The sequence below is a fragment of the Rhizobium sp. BK456 genome (genome assembly GCF_014194045.1).
Classification (GTDB): Bacteria; Pseudomonadota; Alphaproteobacteria; order Rhizobiales; family Rhizobiaceae; genus Rhizobium; species Rhizobium redzepovicii.
In genome coordinates this window covers 26,176-47,034 of record NZ_JACIAO010000019.1, presented here as the reverse complement: position 1 = coordinate 47,034, position 20,859 = coordinate 26,176, and the positions used below count along the sequence as shown (strand labels likewise).

At 57.7% G+C, this 20,859-nt stretch carries 22 protein-coding genes; 10 read left to right on the top strand and 12 right to left on the bottom strand.

The annotated features are described in order from the left end of the window. The first annotated feature begins 9 nt into the window (after positions 1 to 9). The 4 genes from virB10 to FHX03_RS33060 all read left to right on the top strand — a co-directional run bounded on the left by virB10 (position 10) and on the right by FHX03_RS33060 (position 5,611). On the top strand, positions 10 to 1,347 hold the full coding sequence (gene virB10 / locus FHX03_RS33075) for a type IV secretion system protein VirB10 (protein WP_183857413.1): 1,338 nt from the start codon (positions 10 to 12) through the stop codon (positions 1,345 to 1,347). After that, positions 1,344 to 2,393, top strand: coding sequence for a P-type DNA transfer ATPase VirB11 (virB11, locus tag FHX03_RS33070; RefSeq protein ID WP_183857409.1), 1,050 nt, complete (start codon positions 1,344 to 1,346; stop codon positions 2,391 to 2,393). The genes virB10 and virB11 overlap by 4 nt, the downstream gene beginning before the upstream one ends. Then, on the top strand, positions 2,362 to 5,166 hold the full coding sequence (locus FHX03_RS33065; protein WP_183857407.1) for a type IV secretory system conjugative DNA transfer family protein: 2,805 nt from the start codon (positions 2,362 to 2,364) through the stop codon (positions 5,164 to 5,166). Before virB11 ends, FHX03_RS33065 begins: the two co-directional genes overlap by 32 nt. 97 nt (positions 5,167 to 5,263) lie before the next feature. Beyond that, positions 5,264 to 5,611, top strand: a complete 348-nt coding sequence (locus tag FHX03_RS33060; RefSeq protein WP_183857405.1) for a hypothetical protein — start codon at positions 5,264 to 5,266, stop codon at positions 5,609 to 5,611. 66 nt (positions 5,612 to 5,677) lie between these two features. Here FHX03_RS33060 and FHX03_RS33055 read toward each other — a convergent pair whose 3' ends face one another. Both FHX03_RS33055 and FHX03_RS33050 read right to left on the bottom strand, forming a co-directional pair. Next, on the bottom strand, positions 5,678 to 7,024 hold the full coding sequence (locus FHX03_RS33055) for a hypothetical protein (protein WP_183857403.1): 1,347 nt from the start codon (positions 7,022 to 7,024) through the stop codon (positions 5,678 to 5,680). Positions 7,025 to 7,033: 9 nt separating this feature from the next. After that, complete coding sequence (locus tag FHX03_RS33050) at positions 7,034 to 7,327, bottom strand: hypothetical protein (RefSeq protein ID WP_183857401.1); 294 nt, start codon at positions 7,325 to 7,327, stop codon at positions 7,034 to 7,036. 364 nt (positions 7,328 to 7,691) lie between these two features. Between FHX03_RS33050 and FHX03_RS33045 the strand changes: the two genes are divergently transcribed. Further along, positions 7,692 to 8,021, top strand: coding sequence for a helix-turn-helix domain-containing protein (locus tag FHX03_RS33045; protein WP_183857399.1), 330 nt, complete (start codon positions 7,692 to 7,694; stop codon positions 8,019 to 8,021). Positions 8,022 to 8,049: 28 nt separating this feature from the next. Here FHX03_RS33045 and FHX03_RS33040 read toward each other — a convergent pair whose 3' ends face one another. The 6 genes from FHX03_RS33040 to FHX03_RS33015 are packed head-to-tail and all read right to left on the bottom strand — an operon-like array spanning position 8,050 to position 11,273. Then, positions 8,050 to 8,595, bottom strand: coding sequence for a hypothetical protein (locus FHX03_RS33040; RefSeq protein ID WP_183857397.1), 546 nt, complete (start codon positions 8,593 to 8,595; stop codon positions 8,050 to 8,052). Between the two features lie 20 nt (positions 8,596 to 8,615). Continuing rightward, positions 8,616 to 8,993 carry a hypothetical protein gene (locus tag FHX03_RS33035; RefSeq protein ID WP_246699342.1) on the bottom strand — a complete coding sequence of 126 codons (378 nt, stop codon included), beginning with the start codon at positions 8,991 to 8,993 and terminating at the stop codon, positions 8,616 to 8,618. A 2-nt stretch (positions 8,994 to 8,995) separates the two neighbouring features. Then, positions 8,996 to 9,307 (bottom strand): hypothetical protein, encoded by a 312-nt coding sequence (locus FHX03_RS33030; protein ID WP_183857395.1) that lies wholly within the window; start codon positions 9,305 to 9,307, stop codon positions 8,996 to 8,998. Further along, on the bottom strand, positions 9,308 to 9,931 hold the full coding sequence (locus FHX03_RS33025; protein WP_183857393.1) for a thermonuclease family protein: 624 nt from the start codon (positions 9,929 to 9,931) through the stop codon (positions 9,308 to 9,310). Then, the gene (locus FHX03_RS33020; RefSeq protein WP_183857391.1) at positions 9,928 to 10,560 is read right to left on the bottom strand and encodes a thermonuclease family protein; all 633 of its coding nucleotides are present in this window, start codon (positions 10,558 to 10,560) and stop codon (positions 9,928 to 9,930) included. The genes FHX03_RS33025 and FHX03_RS33020 overlap by 4 nt, the downstream gene beginning before the upstream one ends. Positions 10,561 to 10,577: 17 nt before the next feature. Next, a complete protein-coding gene (locus FHX03_RS33015) occupies positions 10,578 to 11,273 on the bottom strand; it encodes a thermonuclease family protein (protein ID WP_246699341.1) in 696 nt (231 codons plus the stop codon). 113 nt (positions 11,274 to 11,386) lie between these two features. On the opposite strand from FHX03_RS33015, the gene FHX03_RS33010 reads away from it, so the two are divergent. From FHX03_RS33010 to FHX03_RS32990, 5 genes are all read left to right on the top strand, one after another. Beyond that, complete coding sequence (locus FHX03_RS33010; RefSeq protein WP_183857390.1) at positions 11,387 to 11,785, top strand: hypothetical protein; 399 nt, start codon at positions 11,387 to 11,389, stop codon at positions 11,783 to 11,785. A 7-nt stretch (positions 11,786 to 11,792) separates the two neighbouring features. Continuing rightward, on the top strand, positions 11,793 to 12,542 hold the full coding sequence (locus FHX03_RS33005) for a ParA family protein (RefSeq protein WP_183857388.1): 750 nt from the start codon (positions 11,793 to 11,795) through the stop codon (positions 12,540 to 12,542). Between the two features lie 101 nt (positions 12,543 to 12,643). Continuing rightward, positions 12,644 to 12,952, top strand: a complete 309-nt coding sequence (locus FHX03_RS33000) for a hypothetical protein (RefSeq protein WP_246699340.1) — start codon at positions 12,644 to 12,646, stop codon at positions 12,950 to 12,952. Between the two features lie 4 nt (positions 12,953 to 12,956). After that, the gene (locus FHX03_RS32995) at positions 12,957 to 13,349 is read left to right on the top strand and encodes a hypothetical protein (RefSeq protein WP_183857384.1); all 393 of its coding nucleotides are present in this window, start codon (positions 12,957 to 12,959) and stop codon (positions 13,347 to 13,349) included. Next, positions 13,315 to 15,333 (top strand): relaxase/mobilization nuclease domain-containing protein, encoded by a 2,019-nt coding sequence (locus FHX03_RS32990; protein ID WP_183857382.1) that lies wholly within the window; start codon positions 13,315 to 13,317, stop codon positions 15,331 to 15,333. The genes FHX03_RS32995 and FHX03_RS32990 overlap by 35 nt, the downstream gene beginning before the upstream one ends. A gap of 38 nt (positions 15,334 to 15,371) precedes the next feature. Here the strand turns inward: FHX03_RS32990 and FHX03_RS32985 are convergent, their stop codons facing one another. From FHX03_RS32985 to FHX03_RS32970, 4 genes are all read right to left on the bottom strand, one after another. Next, positions 15,372 to 15,968, bottom strand: a complete 597-nt coding sequence (locus FHX03_RS32985; protein WP_210298808.1) for a hypothetical protein — start codon at positions 15,966 to 15,968, stop codon at positions 15,372 to 15,374. A gap of 343 nt (positions 15,969 to 16,311) precedes the next feature. Then, entirely contained in the window at positions 16,312 to 17,364 is a 1,053-nt protein-coding gene (locus FHX03_RS32980) for an alpha/beta fold hydrolase (protein WP_183857442.1), read from the bottom strand. Then, complete coding sequence (locus FHX03_RS32975; RefSeq protein WP_183857380.1) at positions 17,354 to 18,961, bottom strand: RcgA family putative transporter; 1,608 nt, start codon at positions 18,959 to 18,961, stop codon at positions 17,354 to 17,356. The genes FHX03_RS32980 and FHX03_RS32975 overlap by 11 nt, the downstream gene beginning before the upstream one ends. A 530-nt stretch (positions 18,962 to 19,491) precedes the next feature. Continuing rightward, the gene (locus tag FHX03_RS32970; RefSeq protein ID WP_281413191.1) at positions 19,492 to 20,817 is read right to left on the bottom strand and encodes an NAD(P)/FAD-dependent oxidoreductase; all 1,326 of its coding nucleotides are present in this window, start codon (positions 20,815 to 20,817) and stop codon (positions 19,492 to 19,494) included. Between the last annotated feature and the right edge of the window lie 42 nt (positions 20,818 to 20,859).

Below are 20,859 nucleotides of genomic sequence, written 5' to 3'. Positions count from 1 at the left end.
GGAGGCACGATGTCTGATCCAAACTATCACTCGATAGACAACGACGCCGCCATCGGCGGTCAGGTGAGGCGCTCCGGGGTCGGGCTGATGCGGCCGGTCGCCGTGGTCGCGGCAATCGCGGGCGTTGGTGTCGTCCTCTATTTCCTTCTTTCGGGCGGCGAGCGGGAACCAGCGGTCGACGATACGCCGCATGAAGAGTTTCGCCCGGTGCAGGCGCCTAGAAACGAGGGCTTCAACCCGCCAGCGCCGCCGCCTTTGCCGACGGTGCAGGTGCCTGAGGCACCACCCCCTCCGCCACCCCCGCCACCGGCGCCCGTCATCCCGGCGCCGGCCCAGGTCGCGCCTCCAGTCGATGTCGACTGCTCGAGAGGGAAAAATCCTGACGATCCCAAATGCATCGAGCTTGCGAGGCAGGCTAAGCTGCTTGAGCGCGTGCGCTCCACCGCTGTCGTCTTCGATCAATCGGAACGCACAGGCGGGGCCGCAAGCGCGTCGTCAGACGCCACGGGAGCCGGCTTGTTCGGCGCGAACGGCTCAACGGCCGCGCCCGCCGGTGCGCCCTCTGATGCAGGTGGCGCTTTCGATGGTGATCGAGCCTTCCTGAAAGCCATGGGAGGGCAGGGGGTACAGGTGTCGGTTGCCGCCGAGAACCGCCGTATCGATGCGTGGATCCCGCAGGGCACGATGATCCGCGGCACATTGGAGACGGCGATCAATTCCGATCTCGCCGGTATGGTGAAAGCGATCGTTCGGGAGGATGTCTACTCCTTCGACGGCCGGCGCATCCTGATACCTGCCGGCTCCTCGCTGATCGGCGATTATAAATCCGGTGTCGAACGCGGGCAGGAGCGCCTGTTCATCGTCTGGACGCGCATGATCCGTGGCGACGGTGTTTCGGTTCAGCTTGGCTCTTACGGCACGGATCGTCTCGGCCGCTCCGGCATGACAGGTGTCGTCGATCGGAAATACTGGGAGCGGTTCGGGCCACCTGCGCTGATGACGATGATCGGCGGGGTCACCCAATACATTGCTCAACTCGGTCAGAAACCGGATCAAAATATCACGGTCGTCAGCACTGACGGAAGCGTGACCAGCATTCCGCAGAATAACGGAACGACCTCGCAGGATCGGGCGCGCGAGATCGCGGCGGAAACGATCGCGTCGGGCATTCAGCAACTCGCAAGCGAGGCTTTCCAGGACACCCGCAACATCCGCCCCACAATCCATATCGCCCAAGGGTCCGACATCACCGTCTTTGTCACCCGGGACCTTGATTTCTCGGATCTCTATCCGGACCCGGTGCGCGAGGCGTTCGAGCGCCTACGCCGAAAGAAGGCGGGCAAATGAACGCGCACCCATCGATCTCAGCCGAGCAGCACTTTCTTTCCGAGGCGCTCGAACCCATCAGACAATTTCTCGACGATCCCGCGGTCGTCGAGATTTCATGCCAGCGCAGCAACGAGATCTGGCTCGAGCGGATCGGCCAGCTCAGCATGGTCAGGCAGCAGATCGATGGGCTGGATCAGGAGGCGATCCGCCATATGGCGTCGCGCGCGGCGTCGTTCACGAAGCAGACCATCAATGCTGAGAATCCGCTGCTTTCGGCAACGCTCACCAACGGCGAGCGCGTCCAGTTCGTGCTCAATCCGACTTCCGCCACCGGACACGCGTTTTCGATCCGCAAGCAGTTCATCCGGCGCTTCGATCTCGACGATTATGAGAAAGCGGGAGCCTTCCGCTTCACCAAGGTCACGGGAGACGACTACATCGACGATGTCGATATCGAGTTGTCGCGCCTGCTGCGTATTGGGAAGGCGCGTGCGTTTCTGGAGCTCGCGGCCGCCAATCATCGCAGCATGTTGATCTCCGGCGGCACCTCCACCGGCAAAACGACATTCCTCAATACGATGCTGACGGCGATCCCAAACCATGAGCGTTTCATCCTCATGCAGGATACGGCGGAGCTGGAACCGCGCCAGGAAAACGTCGTCTCGTTGCTGGTCTCGAAGGGTGCCCAGGGCGAGGCGAGGGTCACGATGACAGACCTTTTGGCTTCCGCACTGCGGCTCAGGCCAGACCGGATCTTCATGGGCGAGCTACGCGGCGACGAGGCTTTCGATTTCCTCAATGCGATCAACACTGGTCATCCCGGCTCGATGTCGACCATCCACGCAAACTCCCCACATCATGCCTTCAATCGACTGTCGACGCTGGTGCTCAACAGCAATGTCCGCATGGAGCGTGACGACATCATCCGCTACATCCGCTCGATCATCCCGATCGTGGTCCAGTTGAAGAAGAGCGACGCCGCCGGCGGCCGCGGTGTCAGCGAGATCTATTTTGCAGACGAGGTGGACGAAGATGGCAAGCGTATCCACGGACGCAGAGGCTGAACGCCCTAAATGGACGAAGCTTCAGGAGGTCTCAGTTTTCACGTTTCCGGTGGCGATGTGCGGCGCCGTGGCGATATGGCTTCTGTTCTTCACGCTGATCTACGACGCCTATGTCACATCCTTCGGATCGACATCTTATTACGATTATGTTGCCCAAGCCCGCATTCTCGACAGTATTGCCTACACATGGTCGGTTATCCGCGCGCGAAACACCGTCGGGCTCTCGATCCTGGCTCTGGTCCTGGCCTCGCCATTTCTGTTTTTCCTGCTGAGCCTCTGGATGTTGAAAGGCGGCAGGGCCCTGTCGCGAAAAATCCTCTACCTGCTGCATGTGAGGTCGATGTTCACCCTGATTGCCCATACGGCGCTGATCTTTGCTGGCGCCTATGCCGGCGTCATTGTTTACGGGATCGTCTTTTATCTCGTTGCAAGCAAGGCCGGCGGGTTAGCCGGAGTAGCGGACTATTATGGCGCTCATCTTGCGGCGATGTATCAGGCGCCCTTTGGTTACACCGACTCAGCCGGCACCTTTCAGCGGCCCTCACGACAGACTGTGTTCGCCGCTCTCGCCGGTTTGGTGGCTTCCGGAGCCCTGGTTGGGTTTCCGATTGGGGCGGCGATTCAGAAACGCCAGCGCATGATCATGGGCAAGGCGCGGTTGGCGACCTTGAAGGATGCCGCCGATTTCCGGCTGCGCGACAAGCACGGTATCGTCCTCGGCCTCAAGCAGGGCCTTCTGCTGCGCAACGACGGCGACCAGCATGTGATGGTCATCGGCTCGCCGGGACAGGGCAAGTCGCGGGGCTTCGTCATTCCGACGATGATGAGTTTTAAGGGATCGCAGATGGTCCTCGACATGAGCGGCGAACTGTTCGAGGAGACGTCCGGTTATTTGAAGGACCAGGGGTACGAGATTTTCCTGCTGGCGCCGGGATCGAAATTTACGGACGGCTATAATCCTCTCGACCTCATCAGCGCCGACCCGAACCAGCGCATCACCGACCTGCAGAAGCTGACGCAGATGCTGTTGCCAGAGCGTCTGCGCTCCGATTCCTCCGACTTCTGGGAAGAGAGCGCCAGGATATTGTTGACGGCCATGCTTGGCTTCGTGCTCGAATGCCCTGACACCCGAAAATCGCTGAGCGAGCTCTACCGCATCCTCAACTCGATGTCGGACGAACGCAAGGCGATCATCCAGCTCCTGGAAAACTACGAGGCGGTTCTTTCGGATCAGACCCGGATGCAGCTCACCAAATTCGCGGGCCGGCACGAAAAGCTGGGCGAGGGGATCGCAGCAGAGATCGTCGCCAAACTCAATTTTCTACAGAATCCTCTCGTCGAGGCGTTGACCTCCATCACCACGATCCCGATCGACACGATCAGAAAGCGGAAACTGGTGATCTTCGTTCAGGCCGACTGGAATGCGATGCAGATCTACGAACGGCTGATTTCGATGTTCATCCAGCAGATGGCCGACAAGCTCGTACAGATGGGACCGTTGCGCAATGGAGAGCACGAGGTGCTGATGATGCTCGACGAGTTCGGCAATGGCGGGCGCATAGACACCGTTCTGACGCTTGCGCCATTGATCCGCAAGAACGGTGTGCGTTTCGTCTTTATCCTGCAGGACGATGCGCAGCTCGAACGATTGTATCAGCGGTCCGGGCAGAAGATCCTGATGGGCGCGTCGACGATCAAGTTGTTCATGAACTTCCAGAACCAGGAGGACGCGGCCGCCGTCTCGGCCGCAGCCGGCAGGACGACGGAATGGGTCGAGCAGTCCTCTTACTCCCATCGCCATGGTCGCAGGCAGCGTTCGATCTCGAAGGTGCCGGTGTCAGTCGACCTGCTTCCCGTCAACACATTGATGATGATGAAGCCGGAGGAGGCGATCCTCCAGGTCACCGGCATGCCGCTCATGCGCATCATGAAGCTCGATTCCGGCGGCGAGCGGATGTTCTCGAAGGTGCGGAAGTTCAAGCCGGTGACCAAACCATGCATACAGCCGGTCGAATGGACGATTGCCGACAGCGAAGCCCTCGTGCCCGGCGCGCCGCAGCTTGGAACCGCTCCACAACGGAGAAAGGAGAACCACCTGCCCGCCTCTGGAACGGAGATGGATTTGGCCGTCGTCAATCGGCCGCAGCAGCCACAGAGCATTCGTTTCATCGTCAAGGAGGGCGTGCGACACGTCTATATTTCGTCGCTCGATGAGCTTCGTCAGCGTCTGGATCTCGACGAAACGCGCGAGGCTGGACGGACGGAAGAAGAACTTCGAGATGACGAGAAGACACCCGCGCAGAAAAAGCAATCCTCTGCAAGAGGCGGTCGCCGAGGAGATGGGGACGCGACGCGCGCTTCCGGCTCCGTCCAGGTTGACGAAGTCGATATCGAGATAGATCAGGCGAAGTTGGACCGGAGTGTCTATCCTGGCTCTCCGCGCGGACCTCGGAATCGAGCGCCACGCGCTTCGCATTTTCAGGAGGAGACTGAAAATCTCCCGGCGTCAGCCATCCTGCGGCGCCAGGACGTCCGTGGCGCTTTCGGTTCGGACATCAAGGCCTTGAACGACGCAATCTTTGAGCAGGCGGACGCAGGCTCGCTCGATCCGATGGAGCTGAATGAGGATGTCGAGCTCTTGATCGGAACTCTCTCTGAGCGCCTGACCGAAGATAGCTCAAAAGCGTTTCTGCGCGAATTTGCCGATCGTGCGCGCGATCCACTGCGCGAAGAGGGGCTGCAAGATGACGACGCTAATGACCGGTTAGCGTAGGCCGAAAGCATATACGCCAAAGTCCGGCTTTCAGCTGCGCGATGGCGGAGCGGTACTGGCCAGTTTCAGGAAAAGCCAGCAGAAGGAGGAAGATTCCGTGGGCGAAATCAGGTACCTCGCAACTCGAGATCTCTTGAAAGAGGACGTTGTCGAGCGGATTGTTGCGGCAGCCAGGGCTAACGCTGGTCTCTGGCTGATGGTCAAGGAGCGCGCCGTCGAAAAGCGCGTTATCAAGGCCGAACTCGAACGCCGGGGAGCGGATGCAAAAGACCTGGACCGGCTCTTTCCGACAGGCCTGACGCCGACGATTGCCGAACTCGCAGACGAGCTTGTCTCCACCATGTTCGGCAACTGCCCGCCGGAGATCGGGTCTCGTATCCAGAGCGCTTTGATCGAGGCAGCCGAATCCGAACTTGATGGTGGGTCGGCACAGCCACAGCAATAGGCGTGAGAACCTGGCCGCCCACCTATTTCTGCAGGCCGATCATCGACCGTCTGTTGAGGCGCAGTCTCAACGATCGCCTAATTTGTCGACGACCCACGCCTGCAGCCGGCGCCCAGTCCGTTTGGAATTCGCGTCGGTAAGATCCTGCGGAGAAATAGCATAGATCGGTCCGAGATGTTTCATTCGCGGGATCGTTTTTTCCTTGGCCTGCCGATATTCCTCGGTCTCCATCCCGAAGGCCTCGACGAGCAGTCTGCGCGGTGGCTGATCTCTATAAGTAATCTCCAAAACGAAGTCAGGCCTGCACAGGCCGATGGGTGTTTCCATGGCGAAGAGGGGCTTGATAATGGAAATCCGCAGTTCTGGAGCAGCATCGAAGAGCGATTGCTGAAGCCAAAACAGAAGATGGGAAACGTCACGCTCAAATCCGGACTCGATGGGGAAGAGCGTATCGGCGTTGTAGACCGGCTGGGCGTAGGCTTGCACAGCCCGAACCGGGCCTTCGTCGTCCTCCTGAAAATCCACGTTCAGCAGCGTCAGGAACGGTCCTCGGCTTGCCGGGTCCCCCCGAAGCGGCTGGCGCACCTTGGAGAGGATATCGATTGTCCGCGAGGTGGATGCCGGCATGACGGCTTGCGTGGAAACGCTGGTCGAAAACAAGAGCATGAAGCCGGTTCGGCGAAGTCCCTCGGGCCAGTCGCCGCGCGAGGTCGCAAGCAACTGCTGCCAGCGGCTCTCCGGATTCCAATAGTCGGGGCCCCAAGTCGATAGAAGCGCGTTCAGCGTCCAGGTCCTGAGCACCCTCAGCTCACGGGAAGCGGAACGCAGCCGTGACAACTGATTGGCAAGCGTGAAATCAACGTCATCCTGCAGCGGCGGGATCACGTTCGTACCCGCCCTATCGAGCATCCGCCATAGCACGCCACCCAGTCTGGAAGGTCGGTCATTTCGTTCGCTCGAGCGGGAGGGATCATCCCCTGAGACATCGGCCAGGCGATTAGGAATGGCAGGAAGGGCATCAATGTACGAACGCTTGGACCTGGGCAGGGGTCGAAGATGGTAGCCGCGGTCAATGAGGGCGGGACTGGCGTCCTTGTCGACGTGGAACGGACAGGCGAGGGCGTGGTTTGGTCGCTCCTCATGCCGGCCGGGCGCATTGTCCTTCGGCGTCAGCCGCCGCAGCGTGAACGTGCGTTCCTGTTGGATTGGGGCAAGCAGTGGCTGATGCTGTGCCTCCAGGCAATCACATTCGATCCAGCCATTCATCACCTTGACGCGGCGGACTGTCGCAAGCGCGATCGCTTCATCCTCTTTGGTGGCTGCATTCCCGTACCAGGCGCGCAAAGCGACGGCCTCGCTGTCGGTTAGTTCAGCCAACATATGCGTCGGGCTGTTGCGGACCACGATACGCATCGTTCGCCGTCAGTACCCGATCGACCATAGGCTGAAGCCGAGATATCCGACGCCTGCGGAGCAAGCGAGAGCAAAGGTCGTTTCCGCCCAACCGCGAATACCCCAAAAGCTGCTTCTCGCCGACCGAGCACCTTCAATGACGACCGAAAGGAAGATGTAGGTTGGGATGACCATCGCATAGCCCAAGGTCAGGCCGTCTCGAAAAGCCATCCGAGCGGCGACGAATGCAAGCGCCAGGAATAGGATCGAAATTCCTAAACGCCTCCTGTCAAGTCGATAACCAAACCGTTCTAACCATCCCATGAGTTCTCTCCGTCACATGGACACGGTTCGAAACTTTAACTGCAGTTAAATTTTTGAGCAATCTGTGATTGGTCTGAAAGACCAGGAAACGTCAATACCAGAGAGAAGTAGGCTGGGCGAAAGCATCCATTTCGCAGGGAGGCAGGCTTCGCTTGCACAGGCTGTCGGCCGCAGTGTATTGAAGTCGCACGCGAACAACAAAATGCTAACGCTTAACTTTTGGATCTCTGGACAGCCACATGCGTCGGACGGGCGGTAGAACTTTGAAAGATTCACGGCAATGTCGGCGCGCCCTTGTGCCAGAGTGTCGGCGTATGGAGATCCATGACGAGTTTGCAGGTCCTGCCGGTGAGGAAGGCACTCGATGCCGAGGCTGAAGGATGATCCACCAGGCGTCACCGACCTGAACCTGCTTTCTTTCCAAGAGCGCCTTGCAATAGGTCTTGACCGCCTGAAGTCGAAACGTGGATTGACGAACAAGGAATTGGGCGATCAGCTAGGCGTATCGGAAGCATATATGTCGCACATCACCCGCGGCTTGCGGGACGTCAAGCTGACGACGCTCGACAAGATGACGCGCGCATGGGGTGTCACGATTGAAGAGCTGTTCACGGTCACCGAGGAGGACCTTGCGCGGATCGGGGAGAAAAACGCGCGCCGTAAGAACAGGAAGTCTAGCAAGCCATCGATTTGAGTTTGGTCGCCAACCAATTTCACAGTGTCTAGTGATTCAGGTTGAACCAGAACCTCTGCTTCACGCCTTGTTCGTTAGGGATATCGAAGTAATAGGGGTCTGCGCGGCGCGGCCGCGGCGTCGCAATCTGCTGGATGCAGCTATCGCCGCGATTGCCGAAGCTCCTTCGTATCACGACACTGCTCTGGTTGCCGTCGGAAGCGCGCTGACCGGGAGTTCGGCAAACGTCAACAGTTCTGATGCACTGGTCAGGCTCCCTGCTCCAGCCATTGCCAGTCTGCGAACTGCTGCCAACCGTTGTACCTGACGGGCAATCTTCGTAGGTCTCGCGTCCCGGCTTGCCGGCATTGGCTTCATGGCAAATAGGCCACGAAAACCCCGGCTCCTTCATGGCCGCGATGAGCTTTGTCATGGGCGGAACGCAGTAGGGAACCCCGTGCCAGGACGGGTTCTGTGACGCGGCGCAAAGCAGAACCTGGCATCCCCAGGACGCTTCGTCGGCCCTTACGGGCGTCGCGGATGGCGCGAAGGCCGGTCCGGCAATGATTGCAGCCAACATCAGTCCCTGTCTCATTGTCCGCTCCTTTGAGGTATTCATTGGATTTGCCTCCAGACGCCCTCAATTTTAGCAAAGGAGAGCACACCGGGCTGGCTTGCTCCGGCAAATGATCCCGCCGTCGTTGTGATAATGCCTGAGCAGGTCACACCCGGCACGGCCTGACGCGGTTTGCATTCCGAAATGCGCATCGACCGCCCGGACTTCGCAAGCGCACCGCTTGCCTCCTCGTCACTTGGGACGTCTGGCTTCGTCTTTTGTGACGCTTCGTCTATCAGCCGCGCGATCTGCTGTTGGAGATCGGTCTCGCGATCGCTCCTAATGACTTCGTTGATCGCATAGCCGCCAGTTGTGCCTACCAGGAAAGCGACCGCGGCTGCCAAGACCGCGCCCTCGGAAGGCTTGCTCAGCGCCATCTTCAGTATCCCTCGATCCCGAGCCGCTTCAGGATGACGACCGGCTTGGTTTCGCAGTCTTGTCTCCAATCGGGATGCTTGGCGCAGGCATAGGCGTACTGACTGAGATCGGCTGACGAGAGATCGGCAAGCCTGTTGCCGACAGCTTTCCACCGTTGCACGTCAGCCGGATCGCAACCAGCACCTCCGGCTCCGCAAAAGTCCGGATCACGCTGGTCTATCTGCTTCTGGGTAGCGCCGTCCTGCGCGGTCGCTATCGAAACGGATCCGGTCATCAATATGAGCGCTACAAGGGCTGCAACAATGCGGCTCATTCAACCTCCATGCACGTTATTAGAAGTGGGTGATTTGGCGGGGACGACAGGCAAAGGCAGGGGCAAGCCGCTATCAGATTCTAGTGAAGAATCCCTGGCCTCCCCCCCATTCGTCGTCGAGGCGGTATAGAGCCAGGGAGGAAGGAGATCGGGCGATGACCAGACGCCGTATCCAAGGCCGCGCGCCTTCCTCTCGATATCGAAATAAGCGGGAACCTGAGGTTCGCCGCGGTAATTGAACGCATAGCCGATGCCTTCTGCGATCGCCGTGGCGGCGAGGTTTGTCTCTCCGACAAAGCAATGGGCGAGGATCACACCGTTGGCATCGCGAGCAATCGGTGCGCAGTTGACGTCCTGCCCAAGTGTGCGAAGGATCATCCAGGCCCGGGAGACCTGGCCCGCCGGCCAGTCGATGCCATCGCTGGTGGCCGTTTGCTCGAGGCGAGGGGCTTCGTATCCAGCGAGCCGCACGGTCTGCGCGCTCTTCCTGAATTCAAAGGTGGTCGCGTCGACGACCTGGACTTTTCCATAAATTTGACGCGGGATGTCAGCCGGCCGGACTTGTGCGCTCGGGGCCGTCACTGTCATCGTCAAAAATATGATCGACAGCGAAACAAGTCTCATCGTTGTGCACTCCCTTGACCGGCAAGGATTGCGACGGGGTGCGGCATGTCCGAATAGGCCCACAGTCCGGCGCGTGCCGATCGCGCGCTTTTTTCCGCCACCCTGTAGCCGGGAACGATCAAATGGCCGGCGGTGTCGACGGCGGCGAATCCCCACCCCTCAGCGATCATGTAAGTTGCGAGATCATAGCGCCGTTTGCCTGTTGTCGTCTGGCAGCCGACCACGGCATTGTTCTGGTCGATGTCCTTGATGGTGGTGCAGAGGGGTTTGGTATCTCTAATCAGGGCCTGTACCATGATCAGGTTGAGCTCTCCGCAATCCCTGACAACACCAGGAGAAATTGTGACGGGTGTCCCGCGGAGACACGCTTGCAGGCCATAGAGACGATATCTCCGCCCGCCGGAAATCCAGGTGTCGCCGGTTTCGAACTGAGCCTGTGCTGGAAACGGCGCGAATTCGGTTCCATCGCTTTCGTGGCTATCTACGGCGGCCGTTTTGCTCCCAGTCGCCTGGACCAGGACAATCGGAGCTTGGAGGCGAGGAGGTTCTGGGATGTTCGAGCCGGCGAGAATGGGCATGATCGACATGCCTGCAAACAGGCCGGAGGCTGCGAGGGTGGATATCAACATCAGGAACCTCATCGCAATCAATTTATGGAAGGATTGGCGCGATAGCGTTCGCCGTAAGGATGCGTGAAGTGGGCAATAGCCCAGATCCCGGCCTTGGCTTTCTGCGCGCGTGTCTCCGCCTGTGCATATTCTGGAAACACTGCCCCGCGGGCGCGATCGCGTGACGCGAACGCTACTCCCTTGGTAATGAGCACTTCGCAAAGCGATCGTGTTTCACCGTCCTTCACGAAGAAGCATTCGGCAAAACGTACGGTCGGAGAGCCGGAATTTTGGCCGAGGAAATGACACGGGAAGGCGTCGCCGGCGCCGGCCTCAGCCTCCTCGAGCATGGCGGTTAGACCGGCGAGCGAGACCATAGAGCATGTGGTCTGCACACCGGCAAATTCTATCTCCTCGGTCGAGAGGCAGCCTTGGACGCCGGCCAATTTAATGATGGTGCCGTCGGAGGCGAGGAAGGCGCTTCCGCTCAATACGCCGTCAGGTGTGATGGTTTGCAGGCTGAGACGCTCGGCGATCGAGGCGACATCGAGAGGCTTCTGCGGGGCAGGGATCAGATCCCGCCCTTCCGCGTAGGCCTTCTGATAGTAGCTGACAAATCTTGAGACCGCATCCTCATCGCCCGCAAGCGTCGCTGCATTTGTCATGCATGCAATGGTGCAGAAGAGGAGTTGAGCGAGCCGTCGTGCGCCAGGTTTCATGCTTGCGTCCGTCATCAAATTGGCTCCGGAGATGATGCACAAAATTATACTGCAGTGCAAGTCTGGAAAAGTCGGAGAGATTGCAATATGTCTTCTCAAACGCGAAATCGGTACATGGAGAAAGGCAGATGTCGCTACAGCAGACGGCCATCAGGATCGTGACCTTCCCCTTCAGGGCCCTATGGTTCCTGATTTTGAGCGCCAACTTTCTGGTCGTCTCGGCCGCCTGTATCTTGGTTGCCGCTTTTGTTGGCTACGCCCTTGCGCTGGCGATTTCGTATCTCTTCTTTCCGGCGGAGTGGACGCGGGGACTATGGGAGTGGGCGGCCAATCTTTATGCGCAGTCCGCTTTGTTCAAAGGCGCGACGATCACCTTCTTCGTGCTCCTGCTTCTTCCGATCCTGAAACTCTGGCCGGGCAAAGATCTTAAGGCAGACAAAGCCCGCGAGCGCGAAGCTATGAGGATCAACGACGATCTGATCGCGGCTCGCCAGCGCACGCAAGCCCAAGCAAAACTTCGAGGCTGAGGGATCCATGACAGGCAAACCACTCTCGCTCGCGATCTCGACCTTCAAGGGCGGCGCCGGGAAATCGACCTTGAACGTCAATCTCGCAGCCGAGTTCGCCCAGCAGGGGCACAGGACACTGCTTATCGATTGTGACGAGCAGGAATCGTCGACCCGCTGGTACAATGTCTCGATGAAACGAGGGCTGCTCCCGAGCGACGGTACGCTGCTGCATCTGCGAGTCGCGCCGGACGATCGGTTCGCGGATCGCCTTGCGGAGGCGCCCGCGGCCGATATCCGGATTTACGACGTTGGCGGATACGTTCACCAACGGGCAATCGAAGTCTACTACGAATGCGATGCGGTCCTCATTCCTGTCATACCCGAGCCGACGGCTGCGACCTCAGCCATCAAGGTCGCGACGATTTTGAAGGAGATTTCCAGGAAGCGGGCGCAAGGTCCAATCCCGTACGCGGCGATCTGGAACTATGTGGACATGATCGCCCTCAGGCATAATCGCTCCCTTCCGGAGGTCCATGCTATCCTGACGAGTGGCCGAATTCCGATGGTGGACACGGTAATTCGCAAGAGCAATCACTTCAGCGACGTCGGCGCTGGGTTCGGGTCGCTCTATTCGAAGCTTGCTAGCATCGAGAACAATCCGGCGCTGACCCCGTCTGCCAAGCGGCGCGCCTCGGAAAGCGTGCTTGACGCGATCGATCTGGTCAAAAAGCTCAACAACGAATTCATCGGCCTTCTGCAGGCCGAGGCTGCCTAAGCGCGATGTCGAGGGAAAGAACGCCAGCGGGCAACATTCTCGCTCTCGCCCGATCGAGAGAAGACCAGGCGAAGGTCGTAGAGGAGGACGCGACCTCCTATATGCCGACCAGCCTCGATCTCGACAAGCTCATGCCGGAGGATCCTCCTCAGGCCCAAGCGCTGAGCGTCGAGAAGGAAATAACACCAGAGCACCGCCGCCCTCAGGTCAAAAGCAAAACCCGGGAAGAGCATGCGAGAAAGAAAGAAAGCGATGTCAACGTGGGATCGGTCAAGCGAAAGCGCATTTCCCTGTACCTCGACGACGACGTGCTGACGAAGATTTTCCGTGTATCGCTGGAACGGCATGAGCAACTCTCCTCGGCGACCCACAGACTGATCCTCGAAGCCTTGAAGGCGAGGGGGCTGTAGGCAGATGCGTGAACCGGCCGTCATGTTCCGTCTACCTACCCATGTTCTCAGCAACGTGGAGCTGCTTGCCAGTCGTCTCGACATTTCGGTGAACCTCGTCGCGAAGCTCATCGTGACTAGAGAGATCATGCATGTACCCGCGATCCTGGAAGAGCATGACCGGCAGCTGGGAAACATGCATCAGTTCCTTCGCGAGCTCGCTTTCCGCAATGAGGAGTTTCTGTCGGGAGGGAGCAATCAGGACATCCTCGCGGCGGCCATCATGGCGAAGCTGGACGAGGTCATGGGAGCCCTTGATTCAATTCGTGATGCAGCCTTCGTGAGACCTTCGACCTTTATCACCGATCTGATCAGGAGACACGATGAACGACCTGTCCAGGAGTCGCTCCGGATCTAAGCGTGAAGTCCGAAGGCTGCCGAGCTATCTCGACCTCATCGAGGATGAGCTTCGACGGCGCGGCGGCGGGGGCGGTGGAGCAAAAAAGGCGACGCCGAGGACGAAAGTCGGACTACCCTCGGCTGCGCGTAACGCGGGCGCAGCGACAGCGTTCAGTCGAGCGAGTGGTAACAACGCCGTCGTCGTCAAGGTGTTGTCGTATGGAGCAGGTGCTGCCTCGGTACGCAACGTTCTTGCCTATCAAAGCAAGGAAGAAAAGGCACAAGATCAGGATGGCCGCGAAGTCTCCGATCTCAGCGCAGAAGTCCGATCCTGGGAGAGGGAGTTCGGAAACCGGAAAGGAAGCAAGGACGTGCTGCGGCTGACCTACGAGCTCGAGAGCACCGATCGAGGCCGCGTTGCGCACGCATTGAGCTCTCTCGCGTCAGAGGGGTTCCGCGACGTTGGTGATACGGATCGGACCTACGCGTTCAGCGTCAGCGAAGGCGTGAAGGGCCAAACCCGTCTGAACCTCGCGCTGGTGATTGCCCATGAGAAGAGGTACCGATCAGACCGCAGCAGCCAGAACCGCATTGCCGCTGAAATCGACGACGTGCGCGCGATCGATGCGCGGGTGGACAAGGCATTGCGTGAGGAGGGGATTGCGCCGGTCTCGCGCTATCCGGCGGAGTTTTCGAGTGGTCCGAAGGGTTTCATCGCGGCGCTGCATGCGATGCAGCGCGGCGACGCGGAAGTGACGCTTTCGACCAAGACGCACTTAGAGGAGCGTCCGGGAAAGAGCCGCCGCTATCAGCAAAGCGCCGCACGACGCGAGCTGACAACAAGCGATCACAAGCAGCTCACGGCGGAAGGCAAGGTTGTCGGCGCGCTCATGCAGACACGCCAGCCTCGGGACTTTATGCATCTGTTGCTGTCCGGGCCGGCCAATGTCGACCGGAATCAGTTCATCCTCGCTGGCCGCGATTTCCTGAGAGAACAATTTTTCGATCACCGCTATGCTTATGCGGTCCACAACCGCAATGACCTTGATAAGCATCCGCATCTGCATGTGATCGTCGGGTTGCGTAACAGCAGCGGCAAGATGCTCAATCCCAATATCCGGGACTTCACGGAGTGGCGGACTCGCTTTGCCGAAAAGGCGCGGGAGCGCGGCATAGCGATTGATCGTCAAAAGCGTGTCGAACGTGCAGGTCCACCGCCCGTAAAACGGTGGGAGTGGGAGATGTTTCACCGCATGGGTGCGACAGCACCGCCTAATGTCGTCGAAAAGGTAATCTCCAAGCTTCGCGATACGCCCACGGCGCCGAAGCTGGAAGAGGCGAGGAAGCGGTTCGATCAAACCCAACACTCAGTTGGGCGGCTCATCCAAATGTTGGAAGGTATTGCCAAGGACCGAAGTGCACCCAGCACGGCGCGCGAATTGAGCCATGATCTGTCGATCGGGCTGAGGCGTGAGTACCGTCGATTGGAAACGGCCGTGCGCGACGGACATGATCCCACTAAAATGAAAGGACAAGAACACATGCTGCGATCCACACCGATCAGCGCCGCTCAGGCAAAAGCTGCAAAGGAGACGCTGGCGACCACCGCCGTCAATGTCGCCGCGAAGATCCTCAACCCAACTGATCGGCTGCTCTTTGAACAAGCGACCACCGTAATCGGCAAGGTAGTCGGGCTGCAGCTGGACTCGCGCGTAACCAAGGATCGAGGCCGCGCGGACGTCGCCAAGGCAAAGCGCACCTCTGATAGCTTGGAAACGAAGTCGGCCGCCGGTCGCGACCACGTCGCGGAGCAGGGAGTAGATAACAAGACTTCGAGCAACCGCACTGCCGACCAATCTCGCATAGCACTCTCGAATTCGGAGCACGAGAGTTCCGAGAACAGTCGGACGGATCGCGAACGCAACCAGCGGCGGGAACGCGATCAGTCGAAATCCATCAAACTTCGGCCTCCGCAGGATAAGGATCGGGATCGAAGCCGGTAGCAGAGCGGATCGATCTCATCGCGATTGCCGGACCAAACTCACGGCAGTTTCAAAGCATGCTTGATCTTCGTCCTGAGCCAAACCAGTGCTGCGCGCCGGTCGCTGTCCCGGGAGCCACCGGCATTCAATCTTGGATAAAGAATTTCAGTGAAGGCGGGTGTCGCTGCGCTGTAGTGATAGAAATCTCCCTTGCGCACCAAGACTGTCATGGTTGGATCGACGTTGTACCATACGGCTAGCTTCAATATCACTTCGAGCTCAGAGGCTCCGGGCCAACGCGGGGGCTGGTCTGGGGCGTGGGAATGGATCGTCTCCATCCAGAAGTCTGGCGGGGCACCCGAGACCTTCAGGAGATCGTCGAGCAACTGCGCAAACCTTGCACTGTCAATGCCAGCACCACGATTGGATGGGAACGTGGTGTGCTGCCAAATAAATCCGAAGCGAACGCCGAGCTCGCGCATATCCCGGAGCATTGCCACGAATTCGGTGTCGATATCTCCCAGCGTATGATCTCCGAACTGCGGCCTATGTCGCAGCAGAATGTCGTCACGCTCAAAAATGACCAGGCCAACCGAGCCCTCTTGCCTGCGAATTTCGTGAACTTCGAGTACGTCAGTCTCCACAGCTGGTTTCATGCCGAATTATCTTTCCCAATTCTACAATACGATTGGTACCTCGAGCCCTGCCTGATCTCAGAGGCGTCTTGCGATTTTGACAATTGATAAAAGAGACGATTACCGCAGATTGCACGATATCATGCGAAACCAACCGAAACGAAACGAAACGGCGCCAGTAAGCTTCTGATTAAAAACGACGATTTTTGCGGGAGGGCTCGGGGCGTGCCACAGCTGGAGAACAATTGAATTCCCGAGCCCAGGTATATTCTTAGCTCCCGGCCAAGCGAGATTGCCTGGGTACGGGAATATTTCATAGGTTCACGCGAAAGAGACGGAGGCGGAAAACCGAAGGTCGCGTCCGCTAGATCTTGGACTGCCCAATCGCTGATCGAATAATGCCATTCGGAGCTTTTGCGCGCGATAGAAAATGCCACAGACTCCAGCCTGCTAACAAAATGTAGGGCGGCGCACCGAGAGAGTAGTGACCACAGTTCAGCTTGAGAACCTCTGGCACCGCCCCCGTTTGATGGAGATTTTCGATGAAGTGTTTTGTTAGCTCGGGCAACACCACCTTGTCTCTGGTCGCGAACACCGCTTGAAGTGCAAGATCGGGTCGTGCAAGATCATTCGCGAAATTTTCCAAATTCAGCGGCGCCCATGCCCTCCGCAAATCTGTGAGCGTGATTGCCGGTTCTAAGCTGTCGCGGATTGATCGTGTTGCGCGACCCGTCCAAACCATGTCTGCGAGACTTCCCGCCGTCAGAAACAGTGACGCCTTCGATACGGCAGGCTCGTGCGCGGCAATAAGACCTGCCACCCACGAGCCCAGGCTCATGCCAAGAACCGAGATTTCATCGTAACCTTCGCTCTTCAGCCACCGGATGAGCTTTCGCCCATCCAACACAGCCTGTCTCAACGATTGGATCGTGCGGCCGAGATTTGAGCTGAGCATATAGTCGGCATACAGCGCGCCGGGTCGGCTGCGTTCGAAATGGTAGGGCATGGCAATCTCCGCGACCGTAATCCCACGCCGCGAGAAGAAAGCAGCGATCTGACGATTTCGGGCGCTGGCATTCCAATGATGGAAAATCACCAAAACCCGATCGCGCGACCCACTTTCAGTGATTCTTGTCCAGACAGTGTTGTTCTCGTCCACATCGGTGGCGATCTCCGAAGGAAATTTAAGCCACCCATCGTGCAGCTCAAATCCCTGTGGGCTTCCGGCCGGCTCATCGTAAAAGCCTGGATCAGAGACAGCGTGTTCGGCAAGGACACAAAACTGCTCAAGGGAGCTTGTCTCCTGCGCGCCGATAAACGCAAGGTCCGCGTCGAGGATGAGATCCTTTGCTTCCTTCGCTTGTTCACCGCGTTGAGCGCGACTTTCGTCCCAACGATCCAGCCACCTATGAAACACCATGATTGCTCTCCGATTTACGCGATCGCGGCAGCGCGAACTCGGGACTAAACAAGCCATATGTCGCCACCAACACTCCAGCGATGAGGAGAATTGAGAAGCCGTCGAAAGCGTCAATCAACAAATAGGTGGCAAAGAGCAGGACCTCGACCGCTGACATCTTCCATAAAGCCTCACGAAACCGCGATCCGACATTCAGGCGGATGGAACCATAGAGAAAAATCACACAAGCCGAAATGGCCACAAGGAGACTGCTGAAATGCGTCGGCATCCTATAGCCGAAATTGCTGGAGGTTTGATGGTCAGCAGAAATCACCGAAACGAAATCGTGGAGTATCCAGGCCACGATATCCACGCCGTCCGAGCTAAGATAGGCGCTTTGCACCTTCATACAGATGGCAACCAGGATCCCGACGATGGTGCTCCGGAAAACCCCTCGCATTACCTTGAGGCGGATCTGGCCGTTCTCAGCGCGGTGGTTCCCGCCAAGCCGCAGCATTAATCTTTCTTCGATTCTTCCGAAATCGTCGATGATCGTGTGGAGCAAAATAAGGCCCGCGAAGAACAGATAGAAGCAGAGGCACATATACAGGTAAGCCAGCCCCGTGAAGGCGATCTCCATCGGCACTGAGATAAGATCGGGTTGCATAATGGCTATCGTGCCCCAACTCGTCGCATAGTCGTCACTGCCTTCTAGCAGCGGGACCAAACACACGCCGATCCACTGGATAACACCGGCGAAGAGCACGCATATTACGAATACTGCCCAGTATGAATGAGAATACGACTCGATGTTTCGAGACCAAGGAGCATCGGCTTCATACCGAGCGGCCTGCGCCAGCAGACTGAACCGCGCGTCCCCTTTCCAAAAAAGCAGCAATTCGATCACAAGCCAGAAAAACAATGGTAAGAGTACCAAGAACAAAATGGTCCAGTTCGGCGCCCACAGGAAGCCGACCTGCTTTGAGATCCCGTCAGATCGAGTATACCTGACGCTGTGGATCCCCACGATATACGATATAAATCCGAGGGCGGAGGCGCCGGCGAAAGTCAACGCAGGGAGATTCAGCGGAGATCCGCTCGCAAATAGGCCCTCTGACCGTAGTGCCAATTTGAATCGTCTTTCGCGCGGGGAGGCTTGACTCCATTCTTCTGGCTCGTCCGTAATCAGCGTCTGGCGACCGACAGCCACAGGCTGATCTATATCCGGCAGCGCCGTACCGGTCGCCGTCTTTCTCAAGTCTCGCCGCTTGGCAACAAGACGAGATTGCGCAGCGTTGAGCTCTAGCAGCCATTCGCTTGTCGCTTCCTTATCATCGCAGCCGAAGATACGTGCCAGCCAAGCGATGTTGGAAGGACTGATACCCTTGTCGTTCTCTTGAAACCATAGCTGCACGGTGCGTAAATCGATCCCGGCCCGATTGGAGTCGATCTGCGTAATCGCCTCTGCCAGAAGCTCCGGAGTCCATGGCCCCTGGGGAAAGCCGTCGGTGCCTACCGGACGGCCGGCACCCACCGCAGCTAACTGCTTGAACAATTCCTTGAAGTCGCTTCCGTCCTTGGGCGGGGCGACAAAAATCTTCCCATTCTTTTCCAATGGTTCAAACGCTCAAATGTGTTCAGTTTTCCCATATGCGCGGCATGCCCTCCGCCTATGTGAAGGCCTTCTGGCTAATGCCGTGGAATCTGTTCTCGTCCTCGTCGAAGCCATGGCGAAATCGCCGCAAAGCGACGATTAGTCTCCGCGTTCGTCAAGGCGACGTCGGTGTTGCTTCATGACAGCTTTATATACGGGAAATGCCAACACGAAAAGAAAAAACATCTCTTGCGGGTGTCGAAATACGCGATAACTTGATCCAAAATGGTAAAGAAAGTGTGATATAACAGTAAGTTAGCTACGTCGGCCGATTCCCGCGTTGCTAAAACGCGAGGGCAACACATTCAATCGCTGATTGAAAATCGCATAGTGCGATTTATGGAACTGGCCGGGTTGGACTACGAGTTAGATGGAGAAGGTTCGCTGTTAAGCAAGCATCGATCCGACTGCCGTTGCGCCCTAACACATGAATCATGGTTCGAAACCTTAGCCAGCTGATGCGATGTCAGGTTCAGCGGGTCAATAGAAATCTATGATAGCCCAAGAAGGTCCTGTGCCTGAAACCATGGGAATACATACCGTGCGGCGCGAGATTTGATACGCCAGTGCGCAACGTCGCTTCGATGTTCCATTATGGCGATAGGGAGCTCATCGAGTGTCGCATTTCCGCCTGCAAAGTCGCCCAAGAGATTACCCAAATTTTGAGCTAAGTTGAGGCCGCGTGTTGAAAAACCGCTTAGAGAGAAGACACTCCTTCCGAGCCTCATCAGATGTGGAAGCTTCGACTCCGACAATGAGCAAAAACCCTCCCAATAGTAGTCGAAGATGAGATCATCTTCCAGTATACAAGGATAAAGGGCCTTGAGTCGACTTCTACAGTGAACTTCGCCATAGCGTCTGCTGCCGTTTCCAACTGCGAAGACTGCACCCCCAGTGATGAATCGACCATCGGCATCAAGTCTTCCAAACCCCCCAGATTTGCGACAATCTGAAAAGCACATTTGTGACTTCAGGATGGATTTCCGAAGCTCCTCCCGAAGTGGTTTGGTAGCAACCTGAAAAAGATGAAGGGGGATCGCAGAACGTTGCACTTTCGAGAAAGCATCATCAGTATAGCCGCCCGTTGTAATGAGGATCATTCCGCATCTAATCCGTAAATCGCCGCAAAGCACGGCGCACCGATCTGCGGTTTCTTCAATGTCGTCCACCCGAGAATTCTCAAAGATTTTCACTCCAAGACGAGTCGCTGTTGCGGCCAGGCCCTGGGCCAGAGCGTAAGGATTTACAGATCCGCCTGTCGGGTTCGACCAGCCGCCTATGTAGCCGACCGCGCCAAGGAGATCATGCACGTCGGATGCTGAATGCCATTGGACCGGAGCGCCCAACGCGTTCCACTCCTCAAAGACTCTCCGAATTCCTTGCAGAGAGCGCTGAGAGTGCGCTGGCTGCATCCAGCCTTTCTGAGTGGGAGCGCAATGGATATCCAGTTCGGTAATCCGATGAAACACCTGACTTGAGCCATTAACAACCAGCTCAGCTAGACGTCGCGCCTTATCTTCACCGAGGATAGATGCAACATCTGAAGGCGTCATCGTGCCGGGAAATTGTGGGATACTGTTCCCTCCATTTCTGCCGGACGCACCGCTGCCGACCGTTTGTGCATCGATCACAACGACGCTCGCTCCGGCTCGAGCTGCCTGGATCGCTGCACTTAGCCCGCAAAATCCAGCTCCGATTACCACGATGTCCGCAATTTCATCTTCTACCAGTCTGGCGAACCGCATCGCAGGCTGGATAAGGTCTTTACTCCAAAGAACAGTTTCCAAGGGGGTATCGGTCGGAGTTGCGAGAGACATAGGGCTTTCCTGCGAGTTGCCACAAACAGAAGCTGGCATGAC

Bases quoted from the DNA above. Each gene is read 5' to 3' on its own strand.
- virB10 (WP_183857413.1), top strand. From the start codon at position 10: ATGTCTGATCCAAACTATCACTCGATAGACAACGACGCCGCCATCGGC.
- virB11 (WP_183857409.1), top strand. From the start codon at position 1,344: ATGAACGCGCACCCATCGATCTCAGCCGAGCAGCACTTTCTTTCCGAG.
- FHX03_RS33065 (WP_183857407.1), top strand. From the start codon at position 2,362: ATGGCAAGCGTATCCACGGACGCAGAGGCTGAACGCCCTAAATGGACG.
- FHX03_RS33055 (WP_183857403.1), bottom strand. From the start codon at position 7,024: ATGCGTATCGTGGTCCGCAACAGCCCGACGCATATGTTGGCTGAACTA.
- FHX03_RS33050 (WP_183857401.1), bottom strand. From the start codon at position 7,327: ATGGGATGGTTAGAACGGTTTGGTTATCGACTTGACAGGAGGCGTTTA.
- FHX03_RS33045 (WP_183857399.1), top strand. From the start codon at position 7,692: ATGCCGAGGCTGAAGGATGATCCACCAGGCGTCACCGACCTGAACCTG.
- FHX03_RS33040 (WP_183857397.1), bottom strand. From the start codon at position 8,595: ATGAGACAGGGACTGATGTTGGCTGCAATCATTGCCGGACCGGCCTTC.
- FHX03_RS33035 (WP_246699342.1), bottom strand. From the start codon at position 8,993: ATGGCGCTGAGCAAGCCTTCCGAGGGCGCGGTCTTGGCAGCCGCGGTC.
- FHX03_RS33030 (WP_183857395.1), bottom strand. From the start codon at position 9,307: ATGAGCCGCATTGTTGCAGCCCTTGTAGCGCTCATATTGATGACCGGA.
- FHX03_RS33025 (WP_183857393.1), bottom strand. From the start codon at position 9,931: ATGAGACTTGTTTCGCTGTCGATCATATTTTTGACGATGACAGTGACG.
- FHX03_RS33020 (WP_183857391.1), bottom strand. From the start codon at position 10,560: ATGTTGATATCCACCCTCGCAGCCTCCGGCCTGTTTGCAGGCATGTCG.
- FHX03_RS33015 (WP_246699341.1), bottom strand. From the start codon at position 11,273: ATGACGGACGCAAGCATGAAACCTGGCGCACGACGGCTCGCTCAACTC.
- FHX03_RS33010 (WP_183857390.1), top strand. From the start codon at position 11,387: ATGTCGCTACAGCAGACGGCCATCAGGATCGTGACCTTCCCCTTCAGG.
- FHX03_RS33005 (WP_183857388.1), top strand. From the start codon at position 11,793: ATGACAGGCAAACCACTCTCGCTCGCGATCTCGACCTTCAAGGGCGGC.
- FHX03_RS33000 (WP_246699340.1), top strand. From the start codon at position 12,644: ATGCCGACCAGCCTCGATCTCGACAAGCTCATGCCGGAGGATCCTCCT.
- FHX03_RS32995 (WP_183857384.1), top strand. From the start codon at position 12,957: ATGCGTGAACCGGCCGTCATGTTCCGTCTACCTACCCATGTTCTCAGC.
- FHX03_RS32990 (WP_183857382.1), top strand. From the start codon at position 13,315: ATGAACGACCTGTCCAGGAGTCGCTCCGGATCTAAGCGTGAAGTCCGA.
- FHX03_RS32985 (WP_210298808.1), bottom strand. From the start codon at position 15,968: ATGAAACCAGCTGTGGAGACTGACGTACTCGAAGTTCACGAAATTCGC.
- FHX03_RS32970 (WP_281413191.1), bottom strand. From the start codon at position 20,817: ATGTCTCTCGCAACTCCGACCGATACCCCCTTGGAAACTGTTCTTTGG.